12 protein-coding genes are annotated in these 13,286 nt (G+C 43.8%); 7 read left to right on the top strand and 5 right to left on the bottom strand.

What is annotated here, in order from left to right:
- Positions 1-38 precede the first annotated feature (38 nt).
- Complete coding sequence (locus AB6E85_RS12220) at positions 39-947, top strand: aldo/keto reductase family oxidoreductase (protein ID WP_048610753.1); 909 nt, start codon at positions 39-41, stop codon at positions 945-947.
- Between the two features lie 148 nt (positions 948-1,095).
- Complete coding sequence (gene dbpA, locus AB6E85_RS12215; protein WP_017064348.1) at positions 1,096-2,475, top strand: ATP-dependent RNA helicase DbpA; 1,380 nt, start codon at positions 1,096-1,098, stop codon at positions 2,473-2,475.
- Positions 2,476-2,615: 140 nt separating this feature from the next.
- Here dbpA and AB6E85_RS12210 read toward each other — a convergent pair whose 3' ends face one another.
- On the bottom strand, positions 2,616-2,789 hold the full coding sequence (locus tag AB6E85_RS12210; RefSeq protein WP_065677708.1) for an RNA helicase: 174 nt from the start codon (positions 2,787-2,789) through the stop codon (positions 2,616-2,618).
- Between the two features lie 304 nt (positions 2,790-3,093).
- Between AB6E85_RS12210 and AB6E85_RS12205 the strand changes: the two genes are divergently transcribed.
- A complete protein-coding gene (locus AB6E85_RS12205) occupies positions 3,094-3,930 on the top strand; it encodes a DUF6279 family lipoprotein (protein WP_372142824.1) in 837 nt (278 codons plus the stop codon).
- 72 nt (positions 3,931-4,002) lie between these two features.
- Here the strand turns inward: AB6E85_RS12205 and AB6E85_RS12200 are convergent, their stop codons facing one another.
- The 3 genes from AB6E85_RS12200 to AB6E85_RS12190 form a co-directional block, all read right to left on the bottom strand.
- Positions 4,003-4,626 (bottom strand): PolC-type DNA polymerase III, encoded by a 624-nt coding sequence (locus AB6E85_RS12200; protein ID WP_372142822.1) that lies wholly within the window; start codon positions 4,624-4,626, stop codon positions 4,003-4,005.
- Between the two features lie 70 nt (positions 4,627-4,696).
- Positions 4,697-5,098, bottom strand: a complete 402-nt coding sequence (locus AB6E85_RS12195; protein ID WP_372142820.1) for a PPC domain-containing DNA-binding protein — start codon at positions 5,096-5,098, stop codon at positions 4,697-4,699.
- 133 nt (positions 5,099-5,231) lie between these two features.
- Complete coding sequence (locus AB6E85_RS12190; protein ID WP_017064352.1) at positions 5,232-6,428, bottom strand: DEAD/DEAH box helicase; 1,197 nt, start codon at positions 6,426-6,428, stop codon at positions 5,232-5,234.
- 167 nt (positions 6,429-6,595) lie between these two features.
- On the opposite strand from AB6E85_RS12190, the gene bluB reads away from it, so the two are divergent.
- The 3 genes from bluB (at position 6,596) to AB6E85_RS12175 (ending at position 10,783) form a co-directional block, all read left to right on the top strand.
- Entirely contained in the window at positions 6,596-7,267 is a 672-nt protein-coding gene (bluB, locus tag AB6E85_RS12185; RefSeq protein WP_048605988.1) for a 5,6-dimethylbenzimidazole synthase, read from the top strand.
- Between the two features lie 202 nt (positions 7,268-7,469).
- On the top strand, positions 7,470-9,125 hold the full coding sequence (locus tag AB6E85_RS12180; RefSeq protein ID WP_372142819.1) for an ABC transporter substrate-binding protein: 1,656 nt from the start codon (positions 7,470-7,472) through the stop codon (positions 9,123-9,125).
- Positions 9,126-9,322: 197 nt separating this feature from the next.
- The gene (locus tag AB6E85_RS12175; RefSeq protein ID WP_372142818.1) at positions 9,323-10,783 is read left to right on the top strand and encodes a hypothetical protein; all 1,461 of its coding nucleotides are present in this window, start codon (positions 9,323-9,325) and stop codon (positions 10,781-10,783) included.
- A 124-nt stretch (positions 10,784-10,907) separates the two neighbouring features.
- On the opposite strand, the gene AB6E85_RS12170 is transcribed toward AB6E85_RS12175, so the two are convergent.
- Positions 10,908-12,539 (bottom strand): NAD(P)/FAD-dependent oxidoreductase, encoded by a 1,632-nt coding sequence (locus AB6E85_RS12170; protein ID WP_050712407.1) that lies wholly within the window; start codon positions 12,537-12,539, stop codon positions 10,908-10,910.
- Between the two features lie 253 nt (positions 12,540-12,792).
- Between AB6E85_RS12170 and fdxA the strand changes: the two genes are divergently transcribed.
- Positions 12,793-13,116: a ferredoxin FdxA gene (fdxA, locus tag AB6E85_RS12165; protein WP_010431058.1), complete on the top strand. Its 324-nt coding sequence runs from the start codon at positions 12,793-12,795 to the stop codon at positions 13,114-13,116.
- Positions 13,117-13,286 lie beyond the last annotated feature (170 nt).

Raw genomic sequence — 13,286 nt, 5'->3', positions numbered from 1 at the left:
GCTTAGGATACGTTCAGTATTGATAAAGGAGACAACCCATGGTTGCAAGAGTAACGATAGCGCCACAAGGCCCAGAACTTTCTGAGCTGGTGCAAGGATACTGGCGTACAGCAGAGTGGGGCATGACCCCGCAACAACGCCTGACTTTCCTGAAGCAACATATTGATCTTGGCATCACAACTGTTGATCACGCGGATATTTACGGTAACTACCAATGTGAAAAGTTGTTTGGTGAGGCGCTAGCCCTTGAACCAAGCCTTCGTGATGATATTCAAATCGTCACCAAGTGCGATATCAACCTATGTGGTGACCACACTCCAGATCGCAAGATCAATCACTATGACACTAGCGCGCAGCATATTTACCAATCAGTAAATAACTCATTAGAGCGCTTAGGTGTTAACGATATCGATGTATTGTTGATTCACCGCCCAGATGTGTTAATGGATGCAGATGAAGTAGCAGAAGCGTTCGCAGAGCTACACAAAGTAGGTAAAGTTAAGCACTTCGGTGTTTCTAACTTTTCACCGCGTCAGTTCGAATTGCTTCAATCTCGACTCGGTAAGCCGTTAGTGACCAACCAAGTTGAAATCAACCCATTGAACTTTGAAGTGGCTCATGATGGCACGCTAGATCAACTGCAGATGAACCGCATTCGCCCGATGGCGTGGTCTTGTCTCGGTGGTGGTAGCATCTTCAGTGGCGATTCAGCGCAAGCAATTCGCGTTCGTGATGAACTAGAAGCGATTCGTCAAGAGGTGGGTGCAGGCAGCATTGACCAAGTGATTTACGCTTGGGTTCGTCGTTTACCGTCTAATCCAATTGCGATTATTGGCTCAGGTAAGATTGAGCGTGTGAAGACGGCCGTTGATGCACTGAAAATCGAACTGACGCGCGAGCAGTGGTATCGCGTATGGGTGGCATCTAAAGGTCACGGTGTGCCATAGGAAGCAATTCGTATAGATGTCAAAGCCAGCTAACAAAGCTGGCTTTTTTGTGTTCGCCTAACATGTTTCTCCAAAACTGTGATTAAGGTGGAATAATTTTCAAAAACACTCATAATGCACTCTGTTTTTCACCAGTTGGATATTTCCATTGAGCACTTCAAAATTCTCTTCAATCGCCCTTAAACCAGAGCTTCTAAACACGTTAGATTCTCTTGGTTATACTGAAATGACGCCTATCCAAGCGTTAAGTCTTCCTACTATCCTAAATGGCAAGGACGTTATCGGTCAGGGTAAAACGGGTTCAGGTAAAACAGCTGCTTTCGGTTTAGGCGTGCTGCAGAACCTACGCGTTAAGCGTTTCCGTGTTCAGTCTTTAGTGTTATGTCCGACTCGTGAGCTTGCAGACCAAGTAGCAAAAGAGATTCGTACTCTTGCTCGTGGTATTCACAACATTAAAGTGCTGACACTATGTGGCGGTATGCCAATGGGCCCACAGATTGGTTCACTAGAGCATGGCGCACACATTCTTGTGGGCACACCTGGTCGTATCCTTGACCACCTAGAGAAAGGTCGTATTGATCTGTCTGAGCTGAACACACTTGTGTTAGATGAAGCTGACCGCATGCTAGAAATGGGCTTCCAAGACGCTTTGGATGCTGTGATTGAAGCAGCGCCAAAAGAACGCCAAACTCTACTATTCAGTGCGACTTTCCCTAAACAGATCAAATCTGTTGCAGACCGCATCATGCGCAATCCAGAAATGGTGAAGGTTGAATCAACACACGATCACTCAAGCATCCAACAACACTTCTACAAGTTAGAAGGTTCTGAAGCTCGTGATGACGCTCTAGAGTTGCTGTTACTTCATCACCAACCAGAATCTGCGGTTGTGTTCTGTAACACTAAGAAAGAAGTGCAGAACGTAAACGATGAGCTAAGCCATCGTGGTTTCAGCGTTATCGAACTTCATGGTGACATGGAACAGCGTGAACGTGACCAAGCTTTGGTTCAGTTCTCAAACAAAACCATCTCGATTCTAGTGGCGACAGACGTTGCGGCTCGTGGTCTTGATGTTGATAACCTAGATGCTGTGTTCAACTTTGAATTGTCTCGCGACCCTGAAGTTCACGTACACCGCATTGGTCGTACTGGCCGTGCAGGGAGCAAAGGCGTAGCGATCAGCTTCTTTAGCGAAAAAGAGATGTACCGTGTTGCTCAAATCGATGAGTACATGGACATGCCAATCGAGCCATCTGAACTGCCAGCAAAACCAATTGCTAAGCCGTACTACTCAAACATGGTTACCATCCAAATTGATGGCGGTAAGAAAGCTAAGCTTCGTGCTGGTGATATTCTTGGCGCACTGACGGGCCAAGGCGGCATTGATGGTAAATCAGTAGGTAAGATCAATCTGTTCGCAATGCGTGCTTACGTAGCGGTAGAAAGATCTGTAGCTAAGAAAGCACTGAACAAAATCGAATCAGGTAAAATGAAGGGTCGTCAATTCCGCGCCCGAATCCTTAAGTAATTCGAGACTGAATCCCTTTGCTGCGATATGTCTAATTAATGACATTGCTAATTAATGGCATTGCAGTAAAGGGTGTTTCACAAAATGCCACTCAAGTTTCTTCTCTTAGGTTTATCGACCTAGTTCTCTATACCAAAGCATTATTCATCGGGTCTTATCGAATAAAGATCGTTGATATGTTTTCCTTCGCTAAGATACCAAGTCATCGCTTCCTGTCGATTGTGAACGAATATCGTGATTGTGGTTATTGATCCATCGTCAAAATAACAAAGCTCATATTCTAAATCGCTTGTATGATCAGGAATAGCGGCCATAGCTTCCCTCCCAAATATCAATCATTTGAAAATACGTTCTCCTAACTCTTTTAAAGGGTCGTATTACGTCAAATGAGTAATAAAAATCAAGTTACATCACTGCTGTTAATTATTTTTAGTTTAATCATTTGCCTAAATAGCTAGATTAGCAAGTCTGGGTCTCAATTTATCTCAAAGTTTTTACGACCACTGTTTATTAAGGCTACTTTTATAAGAGCTAGAATTAGCGTTATAAGAACTGGGCTAACCTTAATGGGATGAGTTAATTGGTTTGTGGCTTTGTTGAATGTCGTGAGAGGGTAGAATGAGAAAGTGCCGGTGGTTAGTTTTAGTGATCTGTTTTCTATTTACTGGGTGCGGGACCAAGTTCGCCTATAACAATATAGGTTGGTTTGTTGTTAGCTATATAGAAGATTTTGTCTCCCTCTCAAATAGCCAAGAATCCGAGCTTGAAGAGCGATTAGATATATTGCAGAAATGGCATAAAGAAACTCAGCTACCTCTGTATATCTCGCAATTAGAAGCGATTCAAAACGTAGATCGGTCGGATATGAATCCCGCTTTTATTGTGGGTCAAAGTGAACAAACTAAAGAGCAGATTCGCTCAATCGTCAATAAGTTCGCTCCAGATATTTACGCCTTGAGTATGCAGCTTAGCCCTGAGCAAGACAGAGAGTTTTTAAAGAACTTTCGTGAAAAGCAGCAAGACTATTATGAAGAAAGGTTGTCGTTGAACGATGAAGATTCGAGAGAGCGATACAGAACTAGAATAGAAGAGCGGGCAGAGCGGTGGTTAGGTTCGGTGTCGAAAGAACAAAAACAGATTATTTTGGCTTGGTCTAAAGAGTGGGTAAATACCAATAGCAGTTGGCGACAATATCAAAACAACACCTATCAAGAGCTAACGACGCTGATGGCAAAGAAGAGCGATCTGCATATTGCTCAGCCGATTATCATGAAATTGCTTTTAAACAATGAAGCTTATTATCCTGATGAACTTGAGCAGCAGCTCAACCAAAACATGGAAACATCAGCCAAGTTTTTAGTAGATATGGCCGCGACCAGCAGTAACAAGCAGTGGGCGTATTTTATGAATGAATTAGAAAGCCTCAAAGGAACGTTGAAGTCACTGCAAGAGTAAAGCGTCCCTTTTAAAGGCTAGCGGTTATTGTCGAGCTAGCCTTTCACCAAACTTTAAGGTGAATTTCGGAACCTAACCCCTGTTACTCATCAGTAGTTTTGGAATCGAACCTTTGGCTGTCTTGGATATTTTCTGCATTAATTGGAAGCTTGGCTGTTGAATGCCGTGGTCGCTTTGTAGTTCATCAATCATCAATAACCACAGTCTAGCTGTCATTTCTGAATCGGCTAACGCTCTGTGGAATGTGCCGTCGTTATCTATGTGCTTGAATCGAACTAGGTCGCCCAATTTATGGGTTGGTGCATCTTGGATTAGCCGACGAGCAATCAACATCGAACATGCAAACTGCCCGATGTAATCACGTCCTATATCGTCTAATTCTGCGTCGAGAAAGCGTTTATCAAACGATGCATTGTGAGCAACAAGCTGACTGTCTTGAATAAAGTCAGCAAACTCATCCATCACTTCACTACAACTGGCCGCGGTGCTCAGCATTCGGTTAGTAATGCCGGTGTAGCTTTCAATGAAGCCACTCACACGAAATCCCGGGTTCATGAGCTGTTGGAAGGTGTCGACGACTTCGCCGTTAACGAGTTTTACCGCACCGATCTCAATCGCTCGGTCGCCCATATTGGGTGATAAGCCTGTGGTTTCGAAATCGAGAACGATAACGGAATCTGCGGAGTTTGAAGCCATCGTGTTTCCTAATTGCTGTTTGGTAGTATCGCTTTATAAGGGGCGTTTGGTGTAACTATTGGTAAATCAGTTATTTGCTATTGCTGATAGTAAGTTCAGTGTAACCCGTCGAATCGTCATGCTCTCTGTTGAAGGTCAAAGTATCGTAGCGGTGAACTATCAATTCAGCTGTGGTTGCGATTATTGTTCCTTCCAGTAAATGCCCACCAATCACATTTCCATTTTCATCAGCAACGGATATATGAACATGCTGGTGGTTCGGGGTTAGCGTCGCCATAAGAGACACAATTTCGAACGGAGCTTGGATGAGCTTGGTGTTGTTCGCATTAGCTAAACGAATATTGAGTTGAGAGACACAACCGACACAAGACGCGATAGAGCCTGCCGAGATGTTGTGTGTGGTCACTAACCTTTGGATCTCAAGCTTTAGGTCTTGCCCGCGGGTTAATCTCGTTGCGATAGGAGTGATCATCTTATTGCCTCAACGTTATATGTATTTCAAAGAACAAAACGAAGCCACATAGGGCTTCGTTTTATTTTCATTTTGGCTAACGCGACTTTTCTTTTGGTTAATGCAACTTTGCATTTTCTGTCGCTGAAATTACTTAGTCTTGTTGCTGTTCTCTTTTCTTCTTAGGAACGAAGTTCAATACTGAAATGGGTACTTCTTTGCGTGGTTCGAAACCTTCAACAACGCGACGTTCAATCAAGTGACCAAGACGCTTTTCAATAATGCATAGGTTCTTGAAGTTATCTTTCGATAGGAAAGAGATCGCTTCGCCAGATGCATCAGCACGGCCAGTACGACCAATACGGTGAACATAATCATCTGCTGGGAAAGGCATGTCGTAGTTCACTACGCGGCTTAGGTTGTCGATATCGATACCACGAGCAGCAACACCCGTCGCGACTAAGTATTTTAGGCGACCTTTCTTGAAGTCAGCCAAGATTTTTTCACGAATCGCTTGGCTACGTCCACTATGGAAAGCTTCCGCTTGAATACCACGTTTCTCAAGTTGAGCAACCAACTTAGCAGCGCCGTGCTTGGTTTCGATAAAGATAAGCGCTTGGTCCCAGTTACCTTCGGTAATCATGTGGCTCAATAGTGCTGACTTACGGTCTTTATCTACGGTCACTAACCATTGCTCAATGTTCGCTTTAGACGCATCAGTCTTGGCAATCGAAATCTCTTCTGCTTCGCTGATAGCACTTTTCGCTAGCGCACGCACTGGCGTTGAAAGCGTTGCTGAGAAAAGTAGGTTTTGGATGTCTTGTGGTAGACGTGCGATGATCTTGTTGATGTCTTCAATGAAACCCATGTCTAGCATGCGGTCAGCTTCATCTAGAACCAGTACTTCCACTTCATCAAAGTGAACGGCACGTTGTCCGTACATGTCGATCAAACGACCTGGTGTTGCCACAAGAATGTCGACACCTTCAATCAAGCGATCTTTCTGGTGTTGGTAAGATACGCCACCGTACATCGCTAATGATGTTAGGTTTAGGAACTTCGCGTACTTAGTGATGTTCTGTTCAACCTGAACTGCCAGCTCACGCGTTGGCGTCAGGATAACTGCGCGGATACGTTTTTTACGCTGCGTTTCACCTTTGCTTAGCATTTCTAAGATAGGGAGAACAAAGCTCGCAGTTTTACCTGTACCTGTTTGTGCTGCCGCAATAAGGTTCTTACCAGAAAGCACAATCGGAATTGCTTTTTCTTGAATAGAGGTTGGCTTTTCATAGCCTTGTTTTGCAACGGCTTTAACAATAGGTGAGCTTAATCCAAGCTTGGAAAATGGCATAAGTTTCTCGGTATGATTTGGCTAAATAGCGATGGAAAGGTTTAACAATCTTATACAAGGATAAGATTAATGGCGGCATTCTACCATGTTGCTTGTGTACCGCTAGTAACATACACACTTTAGTTGGATAATACTGGCTCAATAAGACGACGATAAGACAGGGATGTATGGAAATTACGCCGAATGAACGCGATGCAGTATATAAAACGATTTTTTCTCGCCGAGATGTTCGTGGACAGTTTCTTCCTGATGAGATCCCTGAAGATGTGTTGATGCGTGTGTTAACCGCTGCGCACCATGCTCCTAGCGTTGGCTTTATGCAGCCCTGGGATTTTGTCGTTGTCCGTGATATCGAAACCAAGCAACAGATCAAAGCGGGTTTTAATCAAGCGCATGCCGAATCAGCGGAAATGTTCACCGATGAAAAGCAGGCAATGTATAAGCGATTAAAGCTTGAAGGTATTGTTGAGTCGCCTATCGGCATCTGCGTGACTTGCGACCGAAACCGAACCGGAAAAGTAGTTTTAGGCAGAACCATCAAACAAGAGATGGATCTGTACAGCACCGTGTGTGCGGTGCAAAACTTATGGCTCGCGGCAAGAGCTGAAAACCTTGGGTTAGGTTGGGTGAGCATTCTCCATGATTCTGTCCTGCGAGACGCACTCGATATTCCGGAAAACATCGATATTGTGGCGTACCTGTGTATTGGCTACGTTGATCACTTCAAAGATAAACCAGAACTTGAAACCATGGGTTGGCTACCAAGAAGAGACGTCAATTCAGCGATTCATGAAGGTAAGTGGAATGCAGAGCAAATAGCGAATCCGGTGGAGGATTAATCTCCCACTTATTTTTGTCACTGAATATGCATGATCAGTGATTATTTTGTTTGCTAAAAGAGGTGTTTATAAATTAAGTTGGATCTTGATATTATTTATATCAACAGTTTCATAAAGCATATTCCAACTTGAACGAGTAAATAGACCTCCCATTTGGGTTACAGCTATTCTCGTTCCTCTAGACGCTTATTTCGGATATCCATTGAACGACGCTAACTTACGTAGACTTCAGCAGCTTATTGCAAAGTATGAATTAGGTGAAGAGTATCACCTAACGATCGATGATCTAGAACATTCGCTATCGACTTCTCGCAGAAACACTTCGATCATTCTTAAATGCTTATCAGAATATCGCTGGATTTGTTGGATTCCGTCCAAAGGAAGAGGGAAGCTTAGCCAGTTTAGAATTTTGGTCAGCTTTCCCGAAGCATTAGAACAAGTGTTAGCGCTTCAGTTAGAACAAGGGTGCTTTAACGTTATTCCTCGTCTTCTAGAAAGCTATGGTGATGCTGCAATAAAGGCACTGACGCTAGCGACTGAAAAACATAGTCTGTTCAATCAACAACATGACCATTTGCTGATCACTCAATATCCGTGGGTTGATAACCTTGATCCAGCAAAAACATACCGAACCGCCGAACATCACATCTTAAGAAGTCTCTACAATACGTTACTCGTCCAAGATCATGACGGAAATCCCCAAGCGAGCCTCGCGCACCATTGGAAGATGGAAGGGCGCTTTCTGCATTTTTGGTTGAGACCGAATCTGTTATTCCATGACGGTGAAACTTTAACGGCTAAAGATGTTGCTCAATGTTTGTTGCAGCTAAAAAATATCGAAGGGCCAGTACAGTCTTTATTTGATCAGGTCAGTGATGTTCAAGTTGTGGGTGATAAACAACTGACTATTGAGCTAACACACGCAAACCCAATGTTTCTCTATGCATTGAGTAGTCCTCACGCGTCTATTTACCGCTGCAAGCGTACTTATTTTTCGAGCGGTCGCAGTGCCTATATTGGAACTGGTCCTTTCTCATTAGATGATTGGAGCGAAGAGCGCTTGGTTCTTAAACGTCACCGAGGTTACTTTGCTCAAAATGCCTTGTTAGAACAGATAACGCTCACCGACATAGAAGGTTTGAATGATCACACCCTGAGTTTTAATCAATCTGGTGTCGCTGAAGAAACCACTATCAATGCACTTTCGTATCTTGCGGTTAATCGTAGAGAAAACTCGGGCATAACCCCTGAAGAACTCGACAGGCTAGTATCGTTTATCAAGTCCAGCAGTAAAGAGTTTGATGCTGATATGGTGACGGATGATCTCTCTTTCTCGCCGAGTAAATTAACATGCAGCAACCCCATTCCAATTTTGACGGGCACTGTTGTGTTAACACGACCTAGAATGACGATTCCTTTACTTCAAGAGATGGCTGACTGGCTGCAACAAACGATTGCAAAGACAGGTGTCATTATTGAAGTTGTTGAGCTTCCCAATATCAGTGACCCTAGCTCCATGAGTGAATCGGCAGACCTGTTATTCATTGAAGAAGTTATCGAACAGCCAGCCGATTATGGCCTTTATGATTGGCTGCTTGCTTCCTCTGGGCTCAGATTCATTTTCAACAATTCAGAGATGAAAGCACATTGCGAGAGAGTTAGAGCCGCGATGAGTGGCGAGAACCCGATGAGCGACTTGAAAGATATTGAAGATTCGCTTTATCAACAGAAGTTACTTTGTCCGTTATTTCACGGCAAAGAGAAGGTTTTTAATAGTGTTGAGGTTCATGGCGTAGAGATTAACCAAACCGGTTATAGTGACTTTTATAAGCTTTGGATAGCTTCGAGCGAGAAGTAAATAGTCCAATTTTAACCCCATTTCCCCATCTTTTAGTTTCTGTTCAAAATGAAAACATGCACGAATCGGCTATCACCCTTTCGTGTTTCTTTCTAATGCTAATCGCTATTATGGCTGGCTATGACTACCACAGTCATTTCCGGTCATCCCCCCAATGACAATTCCATTTATAATGTATTTCATTAGGATCTAATCGAATGAAACTTAAGCTTATTTCTATCGCACTTATAGCTGGTGGCCTTACGGCTTGTGGCGGAGGAGGCGGTGGTAGCAACACAAGTGCTCCTGCTCCTCAAACGAGAACCTTACAAGGTGTCGCCATTGACGGGTATATTTCCGGGGCGACCGCGTTTCTAGATATCAATTATAATGGCGTATTAGATGAAGGTGAGCCTAGCAGTATCACGGACCATGAGGGCAGCTATGAGCTATCTTTGACGGGCTCTAACTCAGACTGTATGGACTACGCTCCAATCGTAGTGAACGTGCCAGTAGGCGCTATTGATGCGGACAGCCCAAACTCACCGATTACTGAACCTTATCAGTTAATCTTTCCGCCAGTCATGACGGTGAGTTCTGAGCAAGAAATTAAGTCGACTACGCCACTTACGACCGTGTTATGGAATCAGATCCAAGCCGACTTGTATAAAGGTGGTTTAAACAGTTGCTCTGCTTTGAAGCAAGCCGTGAACACCCAAAATAGCATTATCCAAAATGTGAAAGAGCATGACTTCCGAATTGCGAACCGATACAACATCGCAGTCGAGGACTTGTATGGTGATTTCGTTAAAGATCAAAACACTGAGCTCTACGATTTAGCGCAGAAGATGATGCCTGCCATTAAAAAGTCCTATCAAGAGACCAAAGAGACTCAAAAAGAGAACCCAACAGCCCAGCAAGCTTATGTTGACTATTACTGGCAGCATTGGGATTACTCCAAGAAGAACGAAATTAATAAGTGGTATAAAGTTAAAACAGTGATGACTGCGGACAAGCTGATTGTCATTGAACATGAAGTTTCAGCCGACCTGCAGACAGAACTGGCGTTAAGTGAACATTTTGAGCGTAATGGTCAGAAGAAAAATGGCTTAGAGTATGACAAAGAAGCTTCGTTCTCATTGGACCCTGATGGAAACCAACACTCATGCTCAGTGCAAGAGACCATCAAGCAGCAAGTTTTACCTAACTCACTTGCGACTTTTGGTGTGATGAACCGTGGTTGGTCTAAACAACCTGATTGGGACAGCTGTTCTCGTCAAGACGTTGGTGCGGGCTTTATGCAAACCTTGACGGCAGATCTTGTCGGTGACTACAAAGACCAGTTTACCCAAGTACAAGCGAAATTTAATTTTGAGAATAACGTGCCACATCCAGAGTGGGTTAATCTTGGTGATTCGTTAGATAGTGTTTCGCGCAGCGACTTTGATGCGCTCAACTATCTATCGGTAGATTTTAATGACAACAGTTCATATGGCTCTGACAGCTGGAACCGACATAAGTATGCGTACATTGAAAATACTCCGTTTGATTATACTCAAACGATAACGTCTAGAGATTCTCATGGTAGCTGGACTAAAGGTTATTATTACCAAAATGGAACAAGTCTATTTGAGTGTTCAGATGATGGTGTGAACTGGTCAAAAGAGACTTGTAAGTAACGCTGACGAAGTCGTGACTAAATAATTTTAGATACCTTTATGCAATAAAAAAATCCAGTGTCGACAATACACTGGATTTTTAGTTTTGGTTAATCGAAATCTAGCTTTGCTTTATTGAAAGCGCTTAAGCGATCTCAATCTTCTCAGCTTGGTTCTGCTCTACCATTGATAGTGCTAGCGCTTCTGCAGCCTTAATGCCGTCGATACCAGCAGACAGGATGCCTCCTGCGTAGCCTGCACCTTCACCAGCCGGGAAGAAGCCCTTAAGGTTGATGCTTTGGAAGTCTTTGCCACGTTTGATGCATACAGGAGAAGACGTACGAGTTTCAACACCGGTTAGTAGGCCGTCTGGCGTAGAGAAACCTTTGATCTTCTTCTCGAACGCTGGGATTGCTTCACGAATCGCTTCGATAGCAAAATCAGGCAGCGCTTTTGAAATATCAGTCAGGTGGATACCCGGCGTGAATGACGGTTGTACTTCACCGATTGCACTTGGATCGCGACCTTTCAAGAAGTCACCGATTTTCTGAGCTGGTGCATCGTAGTTTTCACCACCAAGAACATAAGCGCCGCTTTCTAGTTCACGTTGTAAACGGATACCAGCCAGTGCGTCACCTGGGTAATCACGCTCTGGGTCGATACCTACAACGATTGCGCTGTTTGCGTTACGCTCTGCACGAGAGTATTGGCTCATGCCGTTAGTTACTACGCGGCCTTCTTCAGACGTTGCCGCTACTACAGTACCGCCTGGGCACATACAGAAGCTGTATACAGTGCGGCCATTCTTACAGTGGTGAACCAGTTTGTAGTCCGCAGCACCTAGGATTGGGTTGCCTGCGTTCTTACCGAAACGAGCTTCATCGATCATCGATTGTTTGTGTTCGATACGGAAACCAACAGAGAAAGGCTTCGCTTCCATGTAAACGCCACGATCGTATAGCATTTCAAACGTGTCACGAGCACTGTGGCCAACAGCCAATACCACGTGACGAGATTTGATCTCTTCACCGTTAGAAAGCGTTAGGCCAGTGATTTGACCATCTTCCATGTGAACGTCGTCAACACGAGTGCTGAAACGGATTTCGCCACCTAGTTCGATGATAGAAGCACGCATCTTTTCGATCATGGTAACCAGTTTAAATGTACCGATGTGTGGCTTACTTACGTATAGAATTTCTTCTGGTGCACCCGCAGCAACGAACTCTTCGATTACTTTACGGCCGTAGTGTTTTGGATCTTTAACTTGGCTATAAAGTTTACCGTCAGAGAAGGTACCTGCGCCGCCTTCACCAAACTGCACATTTGATTCAGTGTTCAGTGTACGCTTACGCCAGAAACCAAAGGTATCTTTAGTACGCTCACGAACTTCTTTACCGCGCTCAACGATGATTGGGTTGAAACCCATTTGAGCAAGCACTAGGCCAGCGAACAGACCACAAGGACCAAAGCCGATAACCACAGGGCGCTCAGTTTGGTTCTCAACTGCTTTAGCAACAAACTTGTACTCCATATCAGGAGTCACTTTTACGTGCGGGTCGCTAATGAATTGTTCTAACAAGTCAGCTTCGTTTTCAACGAGAACGTCAAGCGTGTAGATAAGTAAGATCTTTGATTTCTTACGAGCATCGTAGCCACGTTTAAAGATATTAAAAGAGAGTACCTGATCAGAGTTAATACCAAGTTTCGCTTCAATAGCGTCTTGAATCGCAGACTCTTCATGGTCTAGAGGGAGTTTAATTTCGGTTAAACGTATCATTTCGATGTCTCGTTTTTATAGGTGTCTTAGCTTGATCGTTTCTTAATACAGAGTTTGATGGAAACACTGATGTTCAAAGAAGCAATAAGCTCACAATGGCGCGCATTTTACGAGAAATTGATTTATCTGTCATACTAATTTGGAAACATGGAGCAAATAGACACGATATTAGAGTCGTATGATGTTGAATTTTGCTTTGGGATGAGTATTATCCCCATTCTTCAATTTTGACTAACTTATAGAGCAGAGCATCATGGCATTTGTCGTAGGCGATAATTGTATTCAATGTAAATACACAGACTGTGTGGCAGTGTGCCCCGCAGATGCGTTCCATGAAGGCCCAAATTTCATGGTAATCAACCCAATCGAATGTATTGATTGTGGCTTGTGTGTACCTGAATGTGATGCTCAAGCAATCTTCCAAGAAGATGAACTGCCAGAAGATCAAAAGATCTTTATCGAAGTGAACGCAGAGCTTGCTGAGATTTGGCCTGTGCAAACGGAAGTAAAAGCACCAATGGATGACGCTGAAAAGTGGAATGGTGTAGCTGATAAGTTGGCAATGCTAGAAAAGTAATTCTGTTACTTGAAATAAACCGTCCTCAAAAAAGATCCCCAACTCAGTCGTCCCTCCTTCTTGAGGATGACGGCTGAAGTAAACTTTACTTCGATTCTCTTTTTTACGTCATTCCCTACTGTGAGGGACGAGCAAGATAGGGAATCTTGCTCTTTGTATCCGCTAAGTCT

Origin of the sequence: Vibrio sp. 10N.247.311.51 (assembly GCF_041467855.1) — a bacterium.
Taxonomy (GTDB): Bacteria; Pseudomonadota; Gammaproteobacteria; order Enterobacterales; family Vibrionaceae; genus Vibrio; species Vibrio coralliirubri.
This window is presented reverse-complemented; position numbering and strand designations above follow the sequence as displayed.

What these genes read in the sequence shown, in the direction of transcription:
- bluB (WP_048605988.1), top strand. Translation starts at nt 6,596, where the DNA reads ATGGAAATTACGCCGAATGAACGCGATGCAGTATATAAAACGATTTTT.
- AB6E85_RS12190 (WP_017064352.1), bottom strand. Translation starts at nt 6,428, where the DNA reads ATGCCATTTTCCAAGCTTGGATTAAGCTCACCTATTGTTAAAGCCGTT.
- AB6E85_RS12220 (WP_048610753.1), top strand. Translation starts at nt 39, where the DNA reads ATGGTTGCAAGAGTAACGATAGCGCCACAAGGCCCAGAACTTTCTGAG.
- AB6E85_RS12210 (WP_065677708.1), bottom strand. Translation starts at nt 2,789, where the DNA reads ATGGCCGCTATTCCTGATCATACAAGCGATTTAGAATATGAGCTTTGT.
- AB6E85_RS12205 (WP_372142824.1), top strand. Translation starts at nt 3,094, where the DNA reads ATGAGAAAGTGCCGGTGGTTAGTTTTAGTGATCTGTTTTCTATTTACT.
- AB6E85_RS12195 (WP_372142820.1), bottom strand. Translation starts at nt 5,098, where the DNA reads ATGATCACTCCTATCGCAACGAGATTAACCCGCGGGCAAGACCTAAAG.
- AB6E85_RS12175 (WP_372142818.1), top strand. Translation starts at nt 9,323, where the DNA reads ATGAAACTTAAGCTTATTTCTATCGCACTTATAGCTGGTGGCCTTACG.
- AB6E85_RS12200 (WP_372142822.1), bottom strand. Translation starts at nt 4,626, where the DNA reads ATGGCTTCAAACTCCGCAGATTCCGTTATCGTTCTCGATTTCGAAACC.
- fdxA (WP_010431058.1), top strand. Translation starts at nt 12,793, where the DNA reads ATGGCATTTGTCGTAGGCGATAATTGTATTCAATGTAAATACACAGAC.
- AB6E85_RS12170 (WP_050712407.1), bottom strand. Translation starts at nt 12,539, where the DNA reads ATGATACGTTTAACCGAAATTAAACTCCCTCTAGACCATGAAGAGTCT.